This is a genomic window from Kosakonia sp. (assembly GCF_032104925.1).
GTDB lineage: Bacteria > Pseudomonadota > Gammaproteobacteria > Enterobacterales > Enterobacteriaceae > Kosakonia.
The window spans coordinates 1-22,248 of record NZ_DAMCGF010000015.1 but is presented as its reverse complement, the minus strand read 5'-3'; the positions used below and the strand labels follow the sequence as shown (position 1 = coordinate 22,248).

Annotated in this window: 23 protein-coding genes; 15 read left to right on the top strand and 8 right to left on the bottom strand. The window is 54.2% G+C overall.

From position 1 onward, the window contains the following. The 11 genes from skp (at position 1) to tilS (ending at position 13,214) form a co-directional block, all read left to right on the top strand. Entirely contained in the window at positions 1-495 is a 495-nt protein-coding gene (gene skp, locus RT644_RS21365) for a molecular chaperone Skp (RefSeq protein ID WP_020456611.1), read from the top strand. A gap of 3 nt (positions 496-498) precedes the next feature. Next, positions 499-1,527, top strand: a complete 1,029-nt coding sequence (gene lpxD / locus RT644_RS21360) for a UDP-3-O-(3-hydroxymyristoyl)glucosamine N-acyltransferase (protein ID WP_020456612.1) — start codon at positions 499-501, stop codon at positions 1,525-1,527. A 161-nt stretch (positions 1,528-1,688) separates the two neighbouring features. Further along, entirely contained in the window at positions 1,689-2,144 is a 456-nt protein-coding gene (gene fabZ / locus RT644_RS21355) for a 3-hydroxyacyl-ACP dehydratase FabZ (RefSeq protein ID WP_017458006.1), read from the top strand. A gap of 3 nt (positions 2,145-2,147) precedes the next feature. Next, on the top strand, positions 2,148-2,936 hold the full coding sequence (lpxA, locus tag RT644_RS21350) for an acyl-ACP--UDP-N-acetylglucosamine O-acyltransferase (RefSeq protein ID WP_020456613.1): 789 nt from the start codon (positions 2,148-2,150) through the stop codon (positions 2,934-2,936). Further along, positions 2,936-4,084 carry a lipid-A-disaccharide synthase gene (lpxB, locus tag RT644_RS21345; RefSeq protein ID WP_313628019.1) on the top strand — a complete coding sequence of 383 codons (1,149 nt, stop codon included), beginning with the start codon at positions 2,936-2,938 and terminating at the stop codon, positions 4,082-4,084. The genes lpxA and lpxB overlap by 1 nt, the downstream gene beginning before the upstream one ends. After that, positions 4,081-4,677, top strand: coding sequence for a ribonuclease HII (gene rnhB / locus RT644_RS21340; RefSeq protein WP_020456615.1), 597 nt, complete (start codon positions 4,081-4,083; stop codon positions 4,675-4,677). The genes lpxB and rnhB overlap by 4 nt, the downstream gene beginning before the upstream one ends. A gap of 39 nt (positions 4,678-4,716) precedes the next feature. After that, entirely contained in the window at positions 4,717-8,199 is a 3,483-nt protein-coding gene (gene dnaE / locus RT644_RS21335; RefSeq protein WP_020456616.1) for a DNA polymerase III subunit alpha, read from the top strand. A gap of 12 nt (positions 8,200-8,211) precedes the next feature. Then, complete coding sequence (accA, locus tag RT644_RS21330; protein ID WP_020456617.1) at positions 8,212-9,171, top strand: acetyl-CoA carboxylase carboxyl transferase subunit alpha; 960 nt, start codon at positions 8,212-8,214, stop codon at positions 9,169-9,171. Positions 9,172-9,270: 99 nt separating this feature from the next. Then, on the top strand, positions 9,271-11,409 hold the full coding sequence (locus RT644_RS21325; protein ID WP_313628017.1) for a lysine decarboxylase LdcC: 2,139 nt from the start codon (positions 9,271-9,273) through the stop codon (positions 11,407-11,409). A gap of 57 nt (positions 11,410-11,466) precedes the next feature. Next, complete coding sequence (locus tag RT644_RS21320; RefSeq protein ID WP_020456619.1) at positions 11,467-11,856, top strand: VOC family protein; 390 nt, start codon at positions 11,467-11,469, stop codon at positions 11,854-11,856. Between the two features lie 62 nt (positions 11,857-11,918). Next, a complete protein-coding gene (gene tilS / locus RT644_RS21315; protein WP_313628015.1) occupies positions 11,919-13,214 on the top strand; it encodes a tRNA lysidine(34) synthetase TilS in 1,296 nt (431 codons plus the stop codon). A 27-nt stretch (positions 13,215-13,241) separates the two neighbouring features. Here tilS and rof read toward each other — a convergent pair whose 3' ends face one another. Together rof and RT644_RS21305 are read right to left on the bottom strand one after the other, a co-directional pair. Next, entirely contained in the window at positions 13,242-13,502 is a 261-nt protein-coding gene (gene rof, locus RT644_RS21310; protein WP_017458015.1) for a Rho-binding antiterminator, read from the bottom strand. Next, complete coding sequence (locus RT644_RS21305) at positions 13,489-13,689, bottom strand: YaeP family protein (RefSeq protein ID WP_017458016.1); 201 nt, start codon at positions 13,687-13,689, stop codon at positions 13,489-13,491. Before RT644_RS21305 ends, rof begins: the two co-directional genes overlap by 14 nt. Before the next feature lie 195 nt (positions 13,690-13,884). On the opposite strand from RT644_RS21305, the gene RT644_RS21300 reads away from it, so the two are divergent. From RT644_RS21300 to nlpE, 3 genes are read left to right on the top strand one after another with little or no spacing between them, the layout of a single operon-like run. After that, complete coding sequence (locus tag RT644_RS21300) at positions 13,885-14,433, top strand: YaeQ family protein (RefSeq protein ID WP_020456621.1); 549 nt, start codon at positions 13,885-13,887, stop codon at positions 14,431-14,433. Next, entirely contained in the window at positions 14,430-14,852 is a 423-nt protein-coding gene (gene arfB, locus RT644_RS21295) for an alternative ribosome rescue aminoacyl-tRNA hydrolase ArfB (protein WP_313628012.1), read from the top strand. The genes RT644_RS21300 and arfB overlap by 4 nt, the downstream gene beginning before the upstream one ends. 35 nt (positions 14,853-14,887) lie before the next feature. Further along, positions 14,888-15,583, top strand: coding sequence for an envelope stress response activation lipoprotein NlpE (gene nlpE / locus RT644_RS21290; RefSeq protein WP_269232201.1), 696 nt, complete (start codon positions 14,888-14,890; stop codon positions 15,581-15,583). Between the two features lie 205 nt (positions 15,584-15,788). Here nlpE and proS read toward each other — a convergent pair whose 3' ends face one another. From proS to metN, 6 genes are all read right to left on the bottom strand, one after another. Next, a complete protein-coding gene (gene proS, locus RT644_RS21285; protein WP_020456624.1) occupies positions 15,789-17,507 on the bottom strand; it encodes a proline--tRNA ligase in 1,719 nt (572 codons plus the stop codon). A 112-nt stretch (positions 17,508-17,619) separates the two neighbouring features. Next, positions 17,620-18,327 carry a tRNA (N6-threonylcarbamoyladenosine(37)-N6)-methyltransferase TrmO gene (tsaA, locus tag RT644_RS21280; RefSeq protein WP_020456625.1) on the bottom strand — a complete coding sequence of 236 codons (708 nt, stop codon included), beginning with the start codon at positions 18,325-18,327 and terminating at the stop codon, positions 17,620-17,622. After that, positions 18,324-18,728, bottom strand: coding sequence for an Rcs stress response system protein RcsF (gene rcsF, locus RT644_RS21275; RefSeq protein WP_020456626.1), 405 nt, complete (start codon positions 18,726-18,728; stop codon positions 18,324-18,326). The genes tsaA and rcsF overlap by 4 nt, the downstream gene beginning before the upstream one ends. Positions 18,729-18,836: 108 nt before the next feature. Continuing rightward, positions 18,837-19,652 (bottom strand): methionine ABC transporter substrate-binding lipoprotein MetQ, encoded by an 816-nt coding sequence (gene metQ, locus RT644_RS21270; RefSeq protein ID WP_017458023.1) that lies wholly within the window; start codon positions 19,650-19,652, stop codon positions 18,837-18,839. Positions 19,653-19,694: 42 nt separating this feature from the next. Beyond that, complete coding sequence (locus RT644_RS21265; RefSeq protein WP_017458024.1) at positions 19,695-20,348, bottom strand: methionine ABC transporter permease MetI; 654 nt, start codon at positions 20,346-20,348, stop codon at positions 19,695-19,697. Further along, on the bottom strand, positions 20,341-21,372 hold the full coding sequence (gene metN / locus RT644_RS21260; protein WP_020456628.1) for a methionine ABC transporter ATP-binding protein MetN: 1,032 nt from the start codon (positions 21,370-21,372) through the stop codon (positions 20,341-20,343). Before metN ends, RT644_RS21265 begins: the two co-directional genes overlap by 8 nt. A 189-nt stretch (positions 21,373-21,561) precedes the next feature. Here metN and gmhB point away from each other — a divergent pair, with 189 nt between their 5' ends. Continuing rightward, the gene (gene gmhB / locus RT644_RS21255) at positions 21,562-22,128 is read left to right on the top strand and encodes a D-glycero-beta-D-manno-heptose 1,7-bisphosphate 7-phosphatase (protein WP_045512055.1); all 567 of its coding nucleotides are present in this window, start codon (positions 21,562-21,564) and stop codon (positions 22,126-22,128) included. Positions 22,129-22,248: the final 120 nt, after the last annotated feature.

Sequence of the window (22,248 nt, the reverse complement as noted above, 5' to 3'; positions counted from 1 at the left end):
GTGAAAAAGTTGTTATTAGCTGCAGGTTTCGGTTTGGCAATGGCTGCGTCAGCCCAGGCCGCTGACAAAATTGCGATTGTTGATATGGGTAGCCTGCTGCAGCAGGTTGCGCAGACTTCCGGCGTTTCTCAGACCATGAAAAACGAATTCGGCGGCCGCGCGAGCGAACTGCAAAGCATGGAATCCGACCTGCAAGCAAAAGCACAGCGTTTGCAGCGCGATGGTTCCACGATGAAGGCAAGCGATCGCAGCAAGCTGGAAAAAGACATCACTTCTGGTCGCCAGGCATTCGCTCAAAAAGCGCAGGCTTTCGAGCAGGATCAGGCCCGTCGTTCTAATGAAGAACGCGGCAAGCTGGTGACTCGTATCCAGACCGCAGTGAAAAAAGTGGCTTCTGATCAGGGTGTTGATCTGGTTATTCCTTCCAACGCCGTTATTTACAACAGCAACGATGTAAAAGACATCACCGCTGATGTACTGAAACAGGTTAAATAAGTAATGCCTTCAATTCGACTGGCTGATTTAGCTCAGCAGTTGGATGCAGAACTACACGGTGATGGCGATATCGTCATCACCGGCGTTGCGTCCATGCAATCTGCCGTAGCGGGCCACATCACTTTCATGGTCAATCCTAAGTACCGTGAACACCTGACCGCATGTCAGGCCTCTGCCGTTGTAATGACGCAGGACGATCTTCCCTTTGCCAACAGCGCTGCGCTGGTCGTAAAAAATCCTTACCTGACCTACGCACGTATGGCGCAAATTCTTGATACCACGCCGCAGCCTGCGCAGAACATCGCGCCTGGAGCAGTGATTGATCCTACGGCTCAGCTGGGTAGCAACGTAGCAATTGGCGCGAACGCCGTGATCGAATCTGGTGTTAGCCTGGGCGATAACGTGGTCATCGGTCCGGGTTGCTTCGTTGGGAAAAATACGAAAATTGGCGCGGGTTCGCGTCTGTGGGCCAATGTATCCATTTACCATGAGATTGAGATCGGTGAAAATTGCCTGATCCAATCCGGCACGGTGATAGGTTCCGATGGCTTTGGCTATGCCAACGATCGTGGCAACTGGGTTAAAATCCCACAGCTTGGTCGCGTCATTATCGGCAACAACGTTGAGATCGGTGCATGTACGACCATCGATCGTGGTGCACTGGATGATACCTGCATTGGTAACGGCGTCATCATTGATAACCAGTGTCAGATTGCACATAACGTTGTGATTGGCGACAATACTGCGGTTGCCGGTGGCGTCATCATGGCGGGTAGTTTAAAAATTGGTCGCTATTGCATGATTGGCGGCGCCAGCGTAATCAACGGGCACATGGAAATTTGCGACAAGGTTACCGTAACGGGGATGGGGATGGTCATGCGTCCTATCACTGAGCCGGGTATTTACTCCTCAGGTATCCCGCTGCAACCGAACAAAGTGTGGCGAAAAACCGCAGCCCTGGTGATGAATATTGATGATATGAGCAAGCGCCTGAAAGCTATCGAGCGCAAGGTTAATCAACAAGACGAATAATTCATCCGCATAACGCTTGTACACAGAAGAATTCGCGGGACAGAAAAGCCTCTGCACCTCGAAGAATAAAGTGTATATACTTCCCGGCCTGTTGGCATTCTTATGATTGCCGCGGGCCGTGTTATTATTGCCTTTTAGTATATTTGGACAGGAAGAGTATTTTGACTACTGACACTCATACTCTGCACATTGAAGAGATCCTGGAGCTTCTGCCGCACCGCTACCCGTTCTTACTGGTTGATCGCGTGCTGGATTTTGAAGAAGGTCGTTTTCTGCGCGCAGTCAAAAATGTTTCGGTAAACGAGCCGTTTTTCCAGGGGCACTTCCCTGGCAAACCGATTTTCCCGGGCGTGCTGATTCTTGAAGCAATGGCGCAGGCAACCGGTATTCTGGCGTTTAAAAGCGTTGGTAAACTGGAGCCGGGTGAGCTGTATTACTTCGCCGGTATCGACGAAGCGCGCTTTAAGCGTCCTGTTGTGCCAGGCGATCAGATGATCATGGAAGTCACTTTCGAAAAAACCCGCCGTGGCCTGACCCGTTTTAAAGGGGTTGCGCTGGTAGACGGTAAAATTGTTTGTGAAGCTACTATGATGTGTGCACGTAGCCGGGAGGCCTGATACGTGATTGATAAAACCGCCTTTATTCATCCTACTGCCATTGTTGAAGACGGTGCCGTTATTGGTGCTAACGCTCATATTGGCCCATTTTGTATTGTGGGACCTCACGTTGAAATTGGTGACGGTACCGTACTGAAATCTCACGTCGTGGTGAATGGTCATACGACTATTGGTCGTGACAACGAGATTTATCAGTTCGCCTCCATCGGCGAGGTGAACCAGGATTTGAAATATGCTGGTGAACCGACTCGTGTGGAAATTGGCGATCGCAACCGCATCCGCGAAAGCGTCACCATCCACCGTGGCACAGTACAGGGTGGTGGATTGACGAAGGTGGGCAGCGATAACCTGCTGATGATCAACGCGCACATTGCGCACGATTGTACGGTTGGAAATCGCTGTATCCTCGCAAATAACGCGACGCTGGCGGGGCATGTTTCCGTCGACGACTTTGCCATCATCGGCGGCATGACCGCAGTGCATCAGTTCTGCATTATCGGTGCGCACGTGATGGTTGGCGGGTGTTCCGGCGTTGCCCAGGACGTACCGCCTTACGTGATCGCTCAGGGCAACCATGCCACACCGTTTGGTGTGAACATTGAAGGTCTGAAACGTCGCGGCTTTAGCAGAGAAGCGTTAGTGGCTATTCGTAATGCGTACAAATTGCTGTACCGCAGCGGTAAAACGCTGGAAGAGGCGAAACCGGAAATTGCTGAGCTTGCTGCGAAGCACCCGGAAGTTGACGCATTTATGCAGTTCTTTGAGCGCTCAACACGTGGTTTGATCCGTTAATGATCGACGCGCGTCCTCTTACGATAGCCCTCGTCGCCGGAGAAACCTCCGGCGATATTCTTGGTGCCGGTCTTATCCGCGCGCTGCGAGCTCGCCTGCCGAATGCTCGTTTTGTCGGGGTCGCGGGGCCGCGTATGCAGGCCGAAGGCTGCGAAGCCTGGTATGAAATGGAAGAGCTGGCGGTAATGGGCATCGTTGAGGTGCTGGGGCGTTTGCGCCGTCTGCTGCATATCCGCGCCGATTTAACCCGTCGTTTTAGCGAACTGAAACCGGATGTTTTTGTCGGCATCGATGCGCCGGATTTCAATATTACCCTCGAAGGCAATCTGAAAACGCAGGGTATTAAAACCATCCACTATGTCAGTCCGTCCGTCTGGGCGTGGCGACAAAAACGCGTTTTCAAAATCGGCAGAGCCACCAACCTGGTGCTCGCGTTTCTGCCTTTCGAAAAAGCGTTTTACGATAAATTTAACGTACCGTGCCGTTTTATCGGCCATACCATGGCGGATGCCATGCCGCTGGATCCCGATAAGAACGCGGCGCGGGCGCACCTTGGGATTGCTGATAACGTGCATTGTCTGGCTTTACTGCCGGGCAGTCGCGGGGCGGAAGTCGAAATGCTGAGTGCGGACTTCCTGCGTACCGCCCAGTTGCTGCGTGAGCGCTACCCCGATCTTGAAGTGATTGTGCCGTTGGTCAATGCGAAACGGCGTGAACAGTTTGAGCGCATTAAAGCGGAAGTCGCACCCGAGCTGCCGGTGCATATGCTTGATGGCCAGGCGCGGGAAGCGATGATCGCCGCAGACGCCGCGCTGCTGGCCTCGGGGACCGCTGCGCTGGAGTGCATGCTGGCGAAATGCCCGATGGTAGTTGGCTATCGTATGAAGCCATTCACTTTCTGGCTGGCGAAACGTCTGGTAAAAACGCCCTATGTGTCGCTGCCAAACTTGCTTGCCGGGCGTGAGCTGGTTAAAGAGTTGCTCCAGGATGAATGCAATCCCCGGGCGCTTGCTGCCGCGCTGGAACCCTTACTGGCCAACGGCAAAACCAGCCACGAGATGCACGACATTTTCCGCGAATTGCATTTGCAGATTCGCTGCAATGCCGATGAACAGGCGGCTGACGCCGTACTGGAGTTAGCACAATGATAGAGTTTGTTTATCCGCATACGCATTTGGTCGCGGGTGTGGATGAAGTCGGTCGCGGCCCGCTGGTGGGCGCGGTAGTAACAGCGGCGGTGATCCTCGATCCTGAACGTCCTATTATCGGTTTGAACGATTCTAAAAAATTATCCGAAAAACGCCGTTTGTCGCTCTGCGATGAGATCAAAGAGAAGGCGCTGGCCTGGAGCCTGGGCCGCGCGGAACCGCATGAAATTGACGAGTTGAACATTTTGCATGCCACCATGCTGGCGATGCAGCGCGCTGTTGCCGGGCTGGCAATCGCGCCTGAGTTCGTGCTGATCGACGGTAATCGTTGTCCGGCTTTGCCGATGCCTTCGCTGGCGGTGGTAAAAGGCGATAGCCGCGTCGCAGAAATCAGCGCCGCGTCGATTCTCGCCAAAGTGACCCGCGACGCGGAGATGGCCGAACTTGATATCATTTTTCCGCAATATGGCTTTGCGCAGCATAAAGGCTATCCTACGGCTTTCCATCTGGAGAGACTGGCGGAGCACGGCGCAACCGAGCATCACCGACGCAGCTTTGCGCCGGTCAAACGCGCGTTGGGTCTTGCGTCCTGATTCTTGTGAACGTGAAATAAACCAGGCTGGGATCTAAAAATGGCTGAACCACGTTTCGTACACCTGCGGGTGCATAGCGACTATTCCATGATTGACGGGCTGGCGAAAACCGGACCGCTGGTGAAAAAGGCGGCCGCGCTCGGCATGCCTGCGCTGGCGATCACCGATTTTACCAACCTGTGTGGTCTGGTGAAGTTTTACGGAACGGCGCACGGTGCCGGGATGAAGCCTATCGTCGGTGCTGATTTTCATGTGCAAAGCGATCTGCTTGGCGACGAGCTGACGCAGCTCACCGTTCTCGCTATCAACAACACCGGTTATCAAAACCTGACGCTGCTTATTTCGCGCGCCTACCAGCGTGGTTATGGCGCGCTCGGCCCGTGGATTGACCGCGACTGGCTGCTGGAACTCAATGAAGGGCTGATTCTGCTTTCCGGCGGTCGCATGGGCGACGTGGGTAAAAGCGTGCTGCGTGGCAATAGCGCACTGGTTGAGCAGTGTCTTGAGTTCTATAAAACCCATTTTCACGATCGCTACTATCTGGAGCTGATCCGTACGGGACGAGCGGACGAAGAGTCTTACCTGCATGCCGCTGTCGCACTGGCAGAAGAGCATGACTTGCCGGTTGTTGCGACCAACGATGTGCGGTTTATTGATGCCGACGACTTCGACGCCCATGAGATCCGCGTGGCGATCCACGACGGTTTTACCCTCGACGATCCCAAACGCCCGCGTAACTATTCGCCGCAGCAATACATGCGCAGCGAAGAGGAGATGTGCGAACTCTTCTCGGATATCCCGGAAGCGCTGGAGAATACGGTCGAAATCGCCAAACGCTGTAACGTCACCGTTCGTCTTGGCGAATATTTCCTGCCGCAGTTCCCGACGGGGGATATGACCACCGAGGATTTCCTCGTGGCGAAATCCAAAGAGGGGCTGGAAGAACGACTGGCATTTCTCTTCCCGGATGAAAACGTGCGCGCCGAAAAGCGCCCGCCTTACGATGAACGTCTCGATATTGAACTCCAGGTTATCAACCAGATGGGGTTCCCGGGCTACTTCCTCATCGTGATGGAATTTATCCAGTGGTCGAAAGACAACGGCGTACCGGTAGGGCCGGGACGTGGTTCCGGTGCGGGTTCGCTGGTAGCGTATGCGCTGAAAATTACCGACCTCGATCCGCTGGAGTTTGACCTGCTGTTCGAACGTTTCCTTAACCCGGAACGTGTGTCGATGCCTGACTTCGACGTCGATTTCTGTATGGAAAAACGCGACCAGGTTATCGAGCACGTGGCGGATATGTACGGGCGCGATGCGGTATCGCAGATCATCACCTTTGGTACCATGGCGGCGAAAGCGGTTATCCGCGACGTTGGCCGCGTGCTTGGCCACCCGTATGGCTTTGTCGACCGAATTTCAAAACTGGTGCCGCCGGATCCGGGCATGACGCTGGCTAAAGCGTTTGAAGCCGAACCGCAACTGCCAGAAATTTACGAAGCCGACGAAGAGGTCAAAGCGCTGATCGATATGGCGCGCAAGCTGGAAGGGGTGACGCGAAACGCCGGGAAACACGCCGGTGGTGTGGTGATCGCGCCAACCAAAATTACCGACTTTGCGCCGCTGTATTGTGATGAAGCCGGTCAGCATCCGGTCACCCAGTTCGATAAAAACGACGTGGAATATGCGGGGCTGGTGAAGTTCGACTTCCTTGGGCTGCGTACGCTGACCATCATTAACTGGGCGCTGGAGATGATTAACGCCCGGCGCGAGAAGAACGGCGAGCCGCCGCTGGACATTGCCGCTATTCCGCTGGATGACAAGAAAAGTTTCGACATGCTGCAACGCTCGGAAACCACGGCGGTTTTCCAGCTTGAATCCCGCGGCATGAAAGACCTGATCAAACGCCTGCAGCCTGACTGCTTCGAAGATATGATCGCTCTGGTGGCACTGTTCCGTCCGGGTCCGCTGCAATCAGGCATGGTGGATAACTTTATCGACCGTAAGCACGGGCGTGAAGAGATCTCCTACCCGGATGTTCAGTGGCAGCACGAGAGTCTGAAGCCAGTGCTGGAGCCAACCTATGGCATCATCTTGTATCAGGAACAGGTGATGCAGATTGCGCAGGTGCTTTCGGGTTACACCCTTGGCGGCGCAGATATGCTGCGCCGTGCGATGGGTAAGAAAAAGCCAGAAGAGATGGCCAAGCAGCGCTCGATTTTTGAAGATGGTGCGAAGAAAAACGGTATCGACGGCGAACTGGCGATGAAAATCTTCGACCTGGTGGAAAAATTCGCCGGTTACGGATTTAACAAATCGCACTCTGCCGCCTATGCTTTGGTGTCGTACCAGACGCTGTGGCTGAAGGCGCACTATCCGGCCGAGTTTATGGCGGCGGTAATGACTGCCGATATGGACAACACCGAGAAAGTGGTTGGCCTGGTCGATGAGTGCTGGCGCATGGGGCTGAAAATCCTGCCGCCGGATATCAACTCGGGTCTGTACCATTTCCACGTTAATGACGATGGCGAAATTGTTTACGGCATCGGCGCGATCAAAGGCGTGGGGGAAGGCCCGATCGAGGCGATCATTGAAGCGCGCAACAACGGTGGCTACTTCCGCGAATTGTTCGATCTTTGCGCCCGTACCGACATCAAAAAACTCAATCGTCGGGTACTGGAAAAGCTAATTATGTCCGGGGCGTTTGATCGCCTTGGCCCGCATCGCGCTGCGCTAATGAACGCGCTGGGCGATGCGCTGAAAGCCGCCGATCAGCACTCGAAAGCCGAGGCGATTGGGCAGGCGGATATGTTTGGTGTGCTGGCAGAAGAGCCGGAGCAGATCGAGCAGTCCTACGCCAGTTGCCAGCCGTGGCCGGAACAGGTGGTGCTGGATGGCGAGCGTGAAACGTTAGGGTTGTACCTGACAGGTCACCCGATTAACCAGTATTTAAAAGAAATTGAGCGCTATGTCGGAGGCTACCGGCTGAAAGACATGCATCCGACCGAGCGTGGGAAAGTGACCACGGCGGCGGGGCTCGTCATTGCCGCGCGGGTTATGGTCACCAAGCGCGGCAATCGTATCGGCATCTGTACCCTGGATGACCGTTCCGGGCGTCTTGAAGTGATGTTGTTCACTGACGCCCTGGATAAATACCAGCAACTGCTGGAAAAAGACCGCATACTTATCGTCAGCGGACAGGTCAGCTTTGATGACTTCAGTGGGGGGCTTAAAATGACCGCCCGCGAAGTGATGGACATTGACGAAGCCCGGGAAAAATATGCCCGTGGGCTTGCTATCTCGCTGACGGACAGGCAAATTGATGACCAGCTTTTAAACCGACTCCGTCAGTCTCTGGAACCCCACCGTTCGGGAACCATTCCAGTACATCTCTACTATCAGAGGACGGATGCGCGCGCGCGATTACGCTTCGGCGCAACGTGGCGTGTCTCTCCGAGCGATCGTTTACTCAACGATCTGCGTGGCCTCATAGGTTCGGAGCAGGTGGAACTGGAGTTTGACTAATACAGGAATACTATGAGTCTGAATTTCCTTGATTTCGAACAGCCGATTGCTGAGCTGGAAGCGAAAATCGATTCTCTGACCGCCGTTGGCCGTCAGGATGAAAAACTGGATATTAACATCGACGAAGAAGTGCATCGTCTGCGTGAGAAAAGCGTTGAGCTGACACGTAAAATTTTCGCCGATCTTGGCGCATGGCAGGTCGCGCAGTTGGCTCGCCATCCGCTGCGTCCATACACCCTGGATTATGTCCGCCTGGCTTTCGACGAGTTCGACGAACTGGCTGGCGATCGTGCTTACGCTGACGATAAAGCCATTGTTGGCGGTATCGCGCGTCTGGATGGGCGTCCGGTGATGATCATCGGCCACCAGAAAGGCCGCGAAACCAAAGAAAAAATCCGCCGTAACTTCGGTATGCCGGCACCGGAAGGGTATCGCAAAGCGCTGCGCCTGATGGAAATGGCAGAACGCTTCAACATGCCGATCATTACCTTTATCGACACGCCGGGGGCTTATCCGGGCGTGGGCGCGGAAGAGCGTGGTCAGTCTGAAGCGATCGCGCGTAACCTGCGTGAAATGTCCCGCCTGAGCGTGCCGGTTATCTGCACCGTGATTGGCGAAGGCGGCTCCGGCGGCGCACTGGCGATTGGTGTGGGCGATAAAGTGAATATGCTGCAATACAGCACCTATTCTGTTATCTCCCCGGAAGGTTGCGCATCGATTCTGTGGAAAAGCGCCGATAAAGCGCCGCTGGCTGCCGAAGCGATGGGGATTATCGCCCCGCGTCTGAAAGAACTGAAACTGATCGACTCGATCATTCCGGAACCGCTGGGCGGTGCTCATCGTAACCCGGAAGCGATGGCGGCGTCGCTGAAAGCACAACTGCTGGCCGATCTGGCCGATCTGGATGTGCTGAGCAAAGACGATCTGCGTAACCGCCGTTACCAGCGTCTGATGAGCTACGGCTACGCCTGATCCTCATCCCACTCTGAAAAGCCGCACCGCTGTGCGGCTTTTTTTATACCTGCCGTTTACCTCAACTATGCTTAGCTAAGGTTTTTAACGGAGGTAGCCGTGAATATTATTGCCATCATGGGACCACATGGCGTTTTCTATAAAGATGAGCCAATTAAGGAGCTGGAGCAGGCATTACAGGCCCAGGGCTTTCAACTTATCTGGCCGCAAAACAGCACCGACTTACTGAAATTTATCGAACACAACCCGCGCATCTGCGGCGTTATCTTTGACTGGGATGAGTACTCCCTCGATCTGTGCAGCGAAATCAATCAGCTTAACGAATATCTCCCGCTGTACGCCTTTATCAATACTCACTCGACGATGGACGTCAGCATCCAGGATATGCGCATGGCGCTGTGGTTTTTCGAGTATGCGCTGGGTGTGTCCGAGGATATTGCTACGCGTATCGGTCAGTACACCCGCGAGTATCTCGAAACCATCACGCCGCCGTTTACCCGCGCGCTGTTTACTTACGTTAAAGAAGGCAAATATACCTTTTGTACGCCGGGGCATATGGCGGGCACGGCTTATCAGAAAAGCCCGGTTGGCTGCCTGTTTTACGATTTTTTCGGTGGCAATACGTTAAAAGCAGATGTCTCTATTTCGGTCACGGAGCTGGGCTCGTTACTGGATCACACAGGCCCACATCTGGAAGCCGAAGAGTATATCGCCCGCACCTTTGGCGCGGAGCAGAGCTACATGGTGACCAACGGCACCTCGACCTCGAATAAAATCGTCGGCATGTATGCCGCACCGGCCGGCAGCACATTGTTGATTGATCGTAACTGCCATAAGTCACTGGCACATCTGCTGATGATGAGCGACGTTACGCCGCTATGGCTGAAACCCGGGCGCAATGCGCTGGGGATTCTGGGCGGGATCCCTCGTCGTGAATTTACCCATGCCAGCATCGAACAGAAGGTGGCAAAAACAGCGGGCGCACGCTGGCCGGTACATGCGGTGATCACCAACTCCACTTATGACGGACTGTTGTATAACACTGACTGGATCAAAAAGACGCTTGATGTGCCGTCGATCCACTTCGATTCTGCCTGGGTTCCTTATACCAATTTCCACCCGATCTACGCCGGGAAAAGCGGCATGAGCGGCGAGCGGGTGCCGGGAAAAGTGTTCTTTGAAACCCAGTCGACGCACAAAATGCTGGCGGCATTTTCACAGGCATCGCTGATTCATATTAAAGGTGAATATGATGAAGACACCTTTAACGAAGCATTTATGATGCACACCACCACCTCGCCGAGTTACCCGCTGGTGGCCTCCATCGAAACGGCGGCTGCGATGCTGCGCGGTAATCCCGGCAAACGTCTGATTAACCGTTCCGTCGAGCGCGCGCTGCATTTCCGTAAAGAAGTTCAGCGGCTGAAAGATGAAGCCGATGGCTGGTTCTTTGATATCTGGCAGCCAGAAGAGATTGAAGAGGCGGACTGCTGGCCTGTTGCGCCCGGTGAAGCATGGCACGGTTTTCGCGATGCGGATGCCGACCATATGTTTCTCGATCCGGTTAAAGTGACCATCCTGACGCCGGGCATGGACGAGCTGGGGAACATGAGCGACGAGGGGATCCCGGCGGCGCTGGTGGCGAAGTTCCTCGATGAGCGTGGCGTTGTAGTCGAGAAAACCGGGCCATATAACCTGCTGTTCTTATTCAGTATTGGTATTGATAAAACCCGCGCGATGGGGTTGCTGCGCGGATTGATGGAGTTTAAACGCGCCTACGATCTGAATCTGCGCGTGAAGAATATGCTGCCCGATCTCTACGCCGAAGATCCGGATTTCTACCGCAATATGCGCATTCAGGATCTGGCTCAGGGGATCCATAAGCTCATCCGCCAGCACGATCTTCCACGTTTAATGCTGCAAGCGTTTGATGTATTACCGGAAATGAAACTGACGCCGCACCAGGCCTGGCAGCGGCAAATTCAGGGCGAGGTGGAAACCATTGAGCTTGAGCGACTGATAGGGCGAATCTCGGCGAATATGATCCTGCCTTATCCGCCAGGCGTGCCGCTGGTGATGCCCGGCGAAATGATCACCGAAGCGAGCAGAGCCTTGCTGGATTTCCTGCTGATGCTTTGCGCTATTGGCCGCCACTATCCCGGTTTTGAGACGGATATTCATGGCGCGAAGCGGGACGAAGAGGGCGTTTATCGGGTACGAGTCCTAAAAAACCACTGAGCTATTGCGGGCAAACACCGGCAGGCGTAACGTTCTGGCATCAAAAAAGGAGAGACTATGCTGGGTTTAAAACAGGTTCATCATATTGCCATCATTGCCACGGACTACGCGAAGAGCAAAGCGTTTTACTGCGATATCCTCGGGTTTACGCTGCAAAGCGAGGTCTATCGCGAAGCACGTGATTCATGGAAAGGCGACCTGGCGCTGAACGGCCAGTATGTGATTGAGCTGTTTTCTTTCCCGTTCCCGCCTGCGCGCCCCAGCCGACCAGAAGCCTGCGGGCTGCGCCATCTGGCGTTTAGCGTTGATGACATCGACAAGGCGGTGGCGCATCTGGCGGCTCACGGTGTGCAGTGCGAAGAGATCCGCATCGATCCTTACACCGATAAACGCTTCACCTTCTTTACCGATCCTGATGGCCTGCCGCTCGAGCTTTACCAGCAGTAATACTTGCCACTTCCGCTAATGCCCGGTAACGTGCCGGGCATTACTCCGTTTTGATAATCGCTATGACCACGCCCTTTTTTGCATCAATGCCAACCACATCGCGCCAGTTTCTGGTGGCATTTAGCGGTGGGCTGGATTCAACCGTCCTGCTGCATAAATTGATGCTTTGGCGTCAGCAATTACCCGAACTCAAGTTACGCGCCATCCATATTCACCACGGGCTTAGTCCGCACGCCGACGCCTGGGCGGAGCATTGTGAGGATATTTGCGCGCGCTGGCAGATCCCACTCAGCGTCGTTCGCGTTCAACTGGTGAACAACGGGGAAGGGATTGAAGCGCAGGCGCGCAGCGCGCGTTATCAAGCATTTGCGGAGGCGCTGCTGCCCGGTGACGTGCTGGTAACGGCTCAGCATCTGGACGATCAGTGTGAAACGTTCCTGCTGGCGTTAAAACGCGGCAGCGGGCCTGCCGGGCTGGCGGCCATGCCCGAAAGTATGCCTTTTGCCGGCACTCAGCTTATTCGACCGTTACTGACACAAACTCGCGATGAGCTGCACCAGTGGGCGCTTCACCATGCGCTGTCATGGATTGAGGATGAAAGTAACGCCGACGCCAGCTTCGATCGCAATTTTTTACGCTTGCAGGTTTTACCGGTGCTGGCGGCACGCTGGCCACATTTCGCCGACGCTGTTGTGCGAAGTGCCGCGCTGTGTGGCGAGCAAGAGCAGTTACTTGATGAGCTACTGGCGGCGGAACTTGATGCGGCGACGACGGATGAAGGGGCGCTGGAGCTTGTCCCTCTTTATACGCTAAGCGATGCGCGCCGTCGGGCACTGCTGCGTCGCTGGCTGGCGCAGCGCGGCGCGGTCATGCCGTCACGCGGCATGCTTGATCGCTTGTGGCAGGAAGTGGCGCTGGCGCGAGAAGATGCCTCACCGTGTCTGCGACTTGGTGAGTTCGAAGTGCGTCGTTATCAGTCGTGCTTGTGGTGGATCCGCGCCATTGAAAGTCAGCGTGATACGCAACTGCCGTGGCTGGCACCTTTCGAGCCGCTAACATTACCGGCGGGTCTTGGTGAGCTGTCGCTAGTGGCGGGGGGGGAAATTCGCCCCCCCAACGCTGATGAGGCGGTTTCGATCCGCTTTCAGGCACCCGGTATGTTGCATATCGTCGGGCGCAGCGGCGGGCGTAAGCTGAAGAAAATCTGGCAGGAACTTGGCGTGGCGCCCTGGCGGCGCGATACCACGCCGCTGCTGTTTTATGGTGAAACGTTGATGGCGGCGGCGGGGTTATTCGTTACGCGAGAAGGGGCGAAAAGCGCGGAGCAAAAAGGCGTACGGCTGGCGTGGCGAAGATAACGGGCAACAGGCGCTGCCCGCAAAATGTCAGGACTCGCTCACCACAACGGTGCCGATTTCAGGATGGCTGAAGCTGGCAATTTTATCGAGACGCAGTTCGCGCGCGGCGCCTGCGACATCAACCACCAGATACTCCACATTTTTACGTGAGACTAAATCGTTGGCTTTGGCGCTGAGCACCTCGCCATCTTTCATTTCCAGCTTCAATAAAAGATGATGCTGGCAGGCGAGTTCAAGGTTGTCATAGTCATCACAGTTGATGGGTTGATAGGCATCATTCATTGACATAATCGCTCACCAGTAAGTTCGCGGCAGCATACGCCGCCTTTTCCCTGACCGACTCTGAAAGGGTGTCATCCGACGCCATTTCATTCAGCACTTTCAACACGCACCCCAGCGCATCCGGGATATACCCTAAATCTCCGCTGGCGATTTCCGCATAACGTCTGCGTACTAACTCACAATAATTGTTCACATCACCTCCTGTCAGCAACCTGACTTTACTGTGAGATAACACTAAGCCTACGAAGTTAAACTCTGTTTAGCAAGGTGACTATACCACAGCTTATTCATCATTATCAGGGCGATGAATATCCACTGCGACAAGAGATAACAGCGCTTTATGCTTATATTCGCTACAATAGCGACCATTTTATGAAGGAGCGGTGACATGGCATTAAAAGCGACAATTTATAAAGCGACGGTGAACGTTGCCGATTTGGATCGTAATCAGTTTTTAGATGCAACGCTGACGCTGGCTCGCCATCCTTCTGAGACGCAAGAACGCATGATGCTGCGCCTGCTGGCGTGGATGAAATATGCGGATGAACGCCTGCAATTTACCCGCGGTCTCAGTGCTGACGATGAACCGGAACTGTGGCTACGCAATGATTATCTCGGTATCGATCTGTGGATTGAGCTGGGGCTGCCGGAGGAAAAACGGCTGAAGAAAGCCTGCTCACAGGCGAAAGAAGTGGCGCTTTTTACCTATAATTCACGCGCGGCGCAGATCTGGTGGCAGCAGAACCAGTCGCGCTGCGCGGCATTTAGCAATCTGAGCATCTGGTATCTGGATGATGTGCAACTGGCCGGGTTGAGCGCGTTTGCCAGCGATCGTACCATGACGCTGCAAGCGACGTTGCAGGATGGCGCTATCTGGTTATCGGATGAGAGCCAGAATCTGGAGATCCACCTTGAAGCCTGGCAGCAGCCGCAATGATTGAGGTCTCCCGTTCGGTCTCCATCGCTGACGAAGAGCTGGAAATCACGGCGGTGCGTGCGCAGGGCGCGGGCGGTCAGCATGTCAATAAGAGCTCAACGGCGATCCACCTGCGTTTTGACATCCGGGCTTCAAGCCTGCCAGAGTATTACAAAGCGCGTTTACTGGAGGCGTCGCACCATCTGATTAGCAGCGAAGGCTGGGTGGTGATAAAAGCACAGGAATATCGCAGCCAGGAGATGAACCGCGAAGCAGCAATCGCTCGCCTGGTGGCGTTAATTAAAGAATTAACCGTCGTGCAAAAGAGCCGTCGGGCAACGCGCCCAACCCGCGCATCGAAAGAGCGCCGGTTATCGGGCAAGGCGCAAAAGTCGTCGGTAAAAGCGTTACGCGGTAAAGTTCGGGGTCATGAAGGCTGACGGGTAATAACAGAATCGGGCATAAGGAATTGGGTGTGAAAAAAGCGATTTTAGCGGTGCTGGCGGGGTGTACGCTCTTTGCGCTTTTCGGATGTAACAACCGTGGCGATGTTGAGACGGTACAGCCAACACAAGTTGAAGAATTGAAACCGATGCAGCAAAGCTGGCGCGGTGTTTTGCCCTGCGCGGATTGCGAAGGGATTGAAACCTCTCTGTTTCTCGAGAAAGACGGGAGCTGGGTGATGAACCAGCGCTATCAGGGAGGAAAAGCGCCCTCGGTGTTTGCCACGTATGGTAACTGGGCGCGCACGGCGGATAAACTGATCCTCACTGATACGCACGGTGATAAAACCTTTTTCCGCGCCAAAGGCGATGCGCTGGAGATGCTGGACCAGCAAGGCAATCCCATCACTTCTCAGCTCAATTACACGTTACAGCCAGTAAAAGCCGCGCTACCGGCAACGCCGATGGCGATGCGCGGCATGTATATGTATATGGCTGATGCGGCGGTATTTACCGATTGTGCAACCGGCAAGAAGGTAACCGTTGCCAGCAATGCGCAGCTTGAGCGCGACTATGCGGCAGCGCGCGGAACAGAAACCAAACCGATTCTGCTGGTGGTCGAAGGGCATTTCACCGTTGAGCCAAACCCCGACACCGGTGCGGCGCAGAAAGTGCTGGTGACGAATAAACGCGGTAAGTTTAGCCCCAATAAAGGCTGTGATGATTAAGCATTAGCAGTGCAAAAACCGCCTTCACAGAAGGCGGCATGATTAGCGTGAAGGGCATGCGAAACCTGCGCTTAAAATGAAACCTGTTGGTCATGCTTGATTTAAGCCCAGTAATAATAAGGCAGCGTTAAAACCAGATGCCCGTCACGTGGTATTTCGGTAGCTATAAAAAAGCCCCGCATTGCGGGGCGTTTTGTTGGGGCGCTTAGCCTTTGATGGCTTTGACCAGATAATCGAGGATATCCCCGGTTTTGATCAGCTGCTTCTCGCCATTGCGACGGTATTTATATTCGATATCGTCATTGTCGAGGTTACGATCGCCAATCACCACCGTATGCGGGATACCGATCAGTTCCATATCGGCAAACATCACACCCGGGCGCTCTTTACGATCGTCCATCAGCACTTCAATACCCTGCGCACGCAGCTCGGCGTAGAGTTTCTCCGCCAGTTCCTGCACGCGATAAGATTTGTGCATGTTCATTGGCAGCAGCGCGACCTGGAACGGCGCAATGGCGTCAGGCCAGATGATCCCGCGCTCGTCGTTGTTCTGCTCAATGGCCGCAGCCACAACACGCGTTACACCGATACCGTAGCAACCCATGGTCAGGATCTGGTTACGACCATCTTCGCCCTGCACGGCGGCGTTCAGCGCCTGGGAGTACTTGGTGCCCAGCTGGAAGATGTGACCGACTTCGATACCGCGCTTGATAAGCAGCGTACCTTTGCCATCCGGGCTCGGATCGCCGGCAACAACGTTACGGATATCTGCCACTTCCGGGGTCGCTACATCACGATCCCAGTTGATGCCGAAGTAGTGTTTGCCATCGATATTCGCGCCAGCAGAAAAATCGCTCATCGCCGCAACGGTACGGTCAATCACAACCGGAACCGGCATGTTCACCGGGCCGAGCGAGCCTGGGCCTGCATTCACTACCGCGCGGATTTCCGCTTCGGTGGCGAAGGTCAACGGCGCGGCAACCTGCGGCAGTTTTTCCGCTTTGACTTCGTTCAGCTCATGATCGCCGCGCACCAGCAGCGCAACCAGCGGGGAGCTGCTGCCTTCAACGGCTTTAACCAGCAGGGTTTTCACGGTTTTTTCAATCGGCAGGTTGAACTGCTCAACCAGCTCAGCGATGGTTTTGGCGTTCGGTGTGTCAACCAGCGTCATTTCCTGCGTTGCCGCGGCGCGCGGCTCTTTTGGTGCCAGCGCTTCGGCAAACTCAATGTTGGCGGCAAAATCGGAGGAGTCAGAGAAGATCACATCGTCTTCACCGCTCTGCGCCAGCACCTGGAATTCGTGCGAGGCGCTACCGCCGATCGAGCCGGTATCTGCCTGTACGGCGCGGAAATCCAGACCCATACGGCTGAAGATTTTGCTGTAGGCGGCGTACATTGCATCGTACGTCTCCTGCAACGATTCCTGAGATGTATGGAAAGAGTAGGCATCTTTCATCAGGAATTCGCGTGAGCGCATGACGCCAAAACGCGGGCGCACTTCATCACGGAACTTGGTCTGGATCTGGAAGAAGTTCAGCGGCAACTGCTTGTACGAGTTCAGCTCGTTACGAATCAGGTCGGTGATCACTTCTTCATGCGTTGGGCCGAGGACAAACGGACGATCGCCGCGATCGACAAAACGCAGCAGTTCCGGGCCATATTGCTCCCAGCGGCCGCTTTCCTGCCACAGGTCGGCGGGCTGCACTACTGGCATGGACACCTCAATCGCACCGGCGTTATTCATCTCTTCACGCACGATGTTTTCGACTTTTTTCAGAACGCGCAAACCGGTTGGCAGCCAGGTGTATAACCCGGAGGCCAGTTTGCGGATCATCCCGGCGCGCAGCATCAGCTGGTGGCTGATGACTTCGGCGTCGGCAGGCGTCTCCTTCAGAGTGGAGAGCAAGTATTGGCTAGTACGCATGTTGTTACGGTTCCATTTGGACAATCGGAACAGGCCTAAGACAGGCCTGACACAGAAAAAAGTGGTTTAGTTTATCAGCCTGGCAGAGATGCCAAAAGAGAGGGGGATAAAATTAGCGCGCTTCGAGCGCAAACACTTCAAAGCCGCCATCGGTTACGCGCCAGCGCACATTAAAATCCAACAGCCAGACGGCGTAGGTTTTTCCCTGCTCTTCCCCTTTCTTATAAGCCGGGCGCGGATCCTGCGCCAGCACTTCGCACAGAAAGGTTTTGAAATGCGGGTAGCGCTTTTCAAGCCCACTAAGCTGCGCTTCGACATCCGGCGTAAAAGTGACGGCTACATCAGCAGAAGGTGCCTGTTGCGCGTAGCTAGCTTGCGCATCGGGCAAGGCTTCAGCAAACGGCAAATAGGGCTTGATATCCACCACCGGCGTGCCATCGACCAGATCAAGACTGCCAAGTTGTAAAATCACCTGATCTTTCTGGCAGCGGATGCCGTGCAACTCAACCAGCGACATGCCGATCGGGTTAGGCCGGAAGGTTGAACGCGTGGCGAAAACCCCCATTCTCGCGTTTCCTCCCAGCCGGGGCGGGCGCACGGTTGGTCGCCAGCCGCCTTCCATCGTTTGATGAAACACGAAAAGTACCCACAGGTGGCTGAACTCTTCAAGGCCACGCACGGCATCGGGCTGGTTATAAGGAGGAAGCAAGTGAAGTTCGCCGCCGCCGTGTTTCACCAGACCTGGCTGGCGCGGTACGGCAAACTTCTCTTTATACGGTGAGCGGATAACGCCGATTTGCTCGAAAGCAAATGTACTCATTTGGATGAGATATTCAGTGCAGAACCTACGCAAACCGCCTGACGGTAGCAACCCGGCGTGCCGCTGGTCACTTCGCAGCTGTGCTGCAGAACCGCGTTAGCTTTCAGCTTAGATGCATTGATTTGCATGCGTTTACGCGCGGTAGGAATATTCGGCGGAGAGTCCTGATTGCTGGCCTGGCAGGATTCACCGGTAACTTCGCCCAGATCGCGGAACGGTTTACCGACCAGCTCGGTGGCATCCGTAATGACCCGTACAGGGACAGGGCGCGTGACTTTCGGTTTCTCCGGTTCTACTTTTGGCGCCGCAGCGGTGCTTTTTACAGGTTCGACAGGAGATCTGCTTAGCAAGGAGCAGCCACTTAACATGAGTGCTAATAAACAGATCGGTAAAGCACGCATAATATATCCTCGAAGTAATTTTCTTAACGCCGCTTATTGAATCAGGCGCGTGCACAAATGACAAGGCGGGCTTGCGCCCGCCTTGAATGATATTACAGACTGAGGAGATTACCAGCCTTTCACTGCGCCGCCGTTGAAGACTTTATTTGCCGCTTCGCTGACTTCGTCAGACTGGTAAGCCTGCACGAATTTCTTCACGTTTTCCGCGTCTTTGTTATCTTCGCGCGCAACGATCAGGTTGACGTACGGGGAGTCTTTATCTTCAACGAAGATGCCGTCTTTTTCCGGCGTCAGGCCAATCTGGCTAGCGTAAGTGGTGTTGATGACCGCCAGCGCAATCTGCGCATCGTCCAGGGAACGCGGCAGTTGCGGGGCTTCCAGTTCAACAATTTTCAGGTTTTTCGGGTTTTCGGTGATATCCAGCACGGTTGGCAGCAGACCCACGCCATCTTTCAGTTTGATAAGACCTTGTTTTTGCAACAACAGCAGGGAACGGCCGAGGTTGGTTGGGTCGTTCGGAACGGCTACCTGAGAACCATCCTGCAGCTCAGACAGGGCTTTGATTTTTTTGGAGTAGCCAGCGATCGGGTAAACGAAGGTGTTGCCGACCGGAACCAGTTTGAAACCACGGTCTTTAATCTGCTGATCCAGATACGGTTTATGCTGGAAAGCGTTCGCGTCAATGTCGCCTTTACTCAGCGCTTCGTTCGGCAGCACGTAGTCGTTAAAGGTAACCAGCTCAACGTCCAGGCCATATTTCTCTTTTGCGACTTTCTGTGCGACTTCAGCAACTTGCTGTTCGGCGCCCACAATCACACCGACTTTGATGTGATTCGGATCTTTTTCGTCCTGGCCGCAACCAGCCAGCGCCAGAGAACCCAGCAGAGCACCAACTGCTGCAAAGGTCTTGAATTTAAAAGCCATGATATTTTCCTTTCTATCTGAGTCGTTATGTTGTGTGTAACGTTATTTATGCGTCACAGCCCGGACGATACGATCGCCAGCGAACTGAATTAAGTAAACCAGAACCACGAGCAATATCAGTACGGTATTCATCACTAATGGATTGTAGGTCACATAGCCGTATTGGATACCCAACTGACCTAAACCACCCGCACCAACGGCACCGCCCATCGCTGAGTAACCCACCAGGGTAATCAGCGTAATGGTCGCCGCGTTAATCAGCCCCGGCAGCGCTTCCGGCAGCAGAACTTTGCGGATGATCTGCATCGGGGTTGCGCCCATGGCGCGTGATGCCTCAATCAGACCCGCAGGCAGCTCCAGCAGAGTATTTTCTACCATGCGGGCAATAAACGGCGCGGCGCCTACGGTCAGTGGAACGATGACGGCATACAGACCAATAGATGTACCAACAATCACGCGGGTGAAAGGAATCATCCACACCAGCAAAATGATAAATGGGATGGATCGGAAAATATTCACCAGCGCGGAAATCACGCGATACAGCCCAGGGTTTTGCATGATTTGACCCGGACGCGTCACATATAGCAGTACGCCGAACGGCAGCCCGACGATAAAACCCAGCAAGCCTGAAGCAAAGGTCATAAATAACGTTTCCCAGATGCTGCGGGCAAAAAGCCACATCATTGCCTCAGACATAACCGAGTACCTCTACTTTTACATGGTGTTCTTGCAGCCAGGCGATTGCGGCCTGGGTATCCTCCGGGGTGCCGTGCATTTCGGTCAGCATAATGCCAAACTTCACGCCGCCCGCGTAATCCATCTGCGCGCTAATAATATTGTTGTTCACGTTAAAACGGCGCGCCGTTTCCGACAGCAGCGGGGCATCGACGGATTGACCGGTAAACTCCATCCGCAACATCGGTACGCTGTCCGTTTGCGGCTGCGCCTGTAAGCGTTGCAGGTAATCTTCCGGAATGTCGAGGTGCAGTGTGGACTGGATAAACTGCTGCGCCAGCGGTGTTTTCGGATGGGAGAACACTTCGCTCACCGTATCCTGCTCAATCAGTTCGCCGTTGCTGATTACCGCCACGCAATCACAAATGCGTTTTACCACATCCATTTCATGCGTAATGAGCAGGATAGTTAGCCCGAGGCGACGGTTAATGTCTTTGAGCAATTCAAGAATAGAACGTGTGGTTGCCGGATCCAGTGCGCTGGTGGCTTCATCACATAACAACACTTTCGGGTTGCTGGCCAGCGCTCGAGCAATGGCGACGCGCTGTTTTTGCCCGCCGGAAAGATTGGCCGGGTAGCTGTCGTGCTTATCAGCCAGACCCACCAGATCGAGAAGTTCTGTTACCCGGCGATTGATCTCGTCGCGCGAGGTGTTATCCAGCTCCAGCGGTAAAGCAACGTTACCGAAAACGGTTCGCGAAGAGAGCAGGTTAAAGTGCTGGAAGATCATGCCAATTTGGCGGCGCGCTTTGGTTAATTCCGCTTCTGACAACTGCGTCAGATCCTGGCCGTCAACCAGAACGCTGCCCTGTGATGGGCGTTCAAGTAAGTTGACGCAGCGGATAAGCGTACTTTTCCCCGCCCCTGACGCGCCAATAACGCCATAAATTTGACCAGCTGGAACGTGCAGGCTTACGTTGTTCAGCGCCTGAATCGTACGGTTCCCTTGCTGGAACACTTTGGTGATATTCGAAAGTTTAATCATTAGATTATTTTTATCGTATGAGAGTTAGCCGTGGCATTTTCTTCTGCCGGTTACGACTTTCAGCCGTAAACAGAGCGGATGGTAAGGCATCCAGACGTCTAAATCAATGTCACTCATCAACGATGAGCACTTTCCTGTGTAGCGAAACATGAGATACTAAGGACATATGCCTTTTTCAGGAGCAAACCCGTGGCAAAGTCTGTACCCGCTATTTTTCTCGATCGTGATGGCACTATTAATGTTGATCACGGCTACGTTCATGAGATCGACGAATTTGAATTTATTGATGGTGTTATTGACGCCATGCGCGAACTGAAAGAAATGGGTTATGCGTTGGTGCTGGTGACTAACCAGTCTGGTATTGCACGCGGCAAATTCACCGAGGCGCAGTTTGAAACGTTAACCGAATGGATGGACTGGTCTTTAGCCGATCGCGGCGTTGATTTGGATGGCATCTACTATTGTCCACATCACCCGCAGGGAACAGTAGAAGAGTTCCGTCAGGTTTGTGACTGCCGTAAACCGCACCCGGGCATGCTCATCTCGGCGCGCGATTTTCTGCACATTGATATGGCCGCTTCTTATATGGTTGGCGATAAGCTGGAAGATATGCAGGCGGCATCTGCTGCACAAGTAGGAACAAAAGTACTGGTACGCACCGGGAAACCCGTCACGCCGGAAGCTGAAAATAGCGCCGATTGGGTGATTAATAGCCTTGCGGAGCTGCCAGCAGCCATCAAAAAGCACCAAAAATAGCCTTTATGACGAAAAGATGAGCGGTTGAAATAAAAATGTGTTTTTCCGCTTGTCATTCAGCTCGGGCTCCCTATAATGCGCCTCCATCGACACGGCGGATGTGAATCACTTCACACAAAC

Bases quoted from the DNA above. Each gene is read 5' to 3' on its own strand.
- lpxD (WP_020456612.1), top strand. From the start codon at position 499: ATGCCTTCAATTCGACTGGCTGATTTAGCTCAGCAGTTGGATGCAGAA.
- lpxB (WP_313628019.1), top strand. From the start codon at position 2,936: ATGATCGACGCGCGTCCTCTTACGATAGCCCTCGTCGCCGGAGAAACC.
- rnhB (WP_020456615.1), top strand. From the start codon at position 4,081: ATGATAGAGTTTGTTTATCCGCATACGCATTTGGTCGCGGGTGTGGAT.
- dnaE (WP_020456616.1), top strand. From the start codon at position 4,717: ATGGCTGAACCACGTTTCGTACACCTGCGGGTGCATAGCGACTATTCC.
- accA (WP_020456617.1), top strand. From the start codon at position 8,212: ATGAGTCTGAATTTCCTTGATTTCGAACAGCCGATTGCTGAGCTGGAA.
- RT644_RS21320 (WP_020456619.1), top strand. From the start codon at position 11,467: ATGCTGGGTTTAAAACAGGTTCATCATATTGCCATCATTGCCACGGAC.
- tilS (WP_313628015.1), top strand. From the start codon at position 11,919: ATGACCACGCCCTTTTTTGCATCAATGCCAACCACATCGCGCCAGTTT.
- rof (WP_017458015.1), bottom strand. From the start codon at position 13,502: ATGTCAATGAATGATGCCTATCAACCCATCAACTGTGATGACTATGAC.
- RT644_RS21300 (WP_020456621.1), top strand. From the start codon at position 13,885: ATGGCATTAAAAGCGACAATTTATAAAGCGACGGTGAACGTTGCCGAT.
- arfB (WP_313628012.1), top strand. From the start codon at position 14,430: ATGATTGAGGTCTCCCGTTCGGTCTCCATCGCTGACGAAGAGCTGGAA.
- proS (WP_020456624.1), bottom strand. From the start codon at position 17,507: ATGCGTACTAGCCAATACTTGCTCTCCACTCTGAAGGAGACGCCTGCC.
- tsaA (WP_020456625.1), bottom strand. From the start codon at position 18,327: ATGAGTACATTTGCTTTCGAGCAAATCGGCGTTATCCGCTCACCGTAT.
- rcsF (WP_020456626.1), bottom strand. From the start codon at position 18,728: ATGCGTGCTTTACCGATCTGTTTATTAGCACTCATGTTAAGTGGCTGC.
- metQ (WP_017458023.1), bottom strand. From the start codon at position 19,652: ATGGCTTTTAAATTCAAGACCTTTGCAGCAGTTGGTGCTCTGCTGGGT.
- RT644_RS21265 (WP_017458024.1), bottom strand. From the start codon at position 20,348: ATGTCTGAGGCAATGATGTGGCTTTTTGCCCGCAGCATCTGGGAAACG.
- metN (WP_020456628.1), bottom strand. From the start codon at position 21,372: ATGATTAAACTTTCGAATATCACCAAAGTGTTCCAGCAAGGGAACCGT.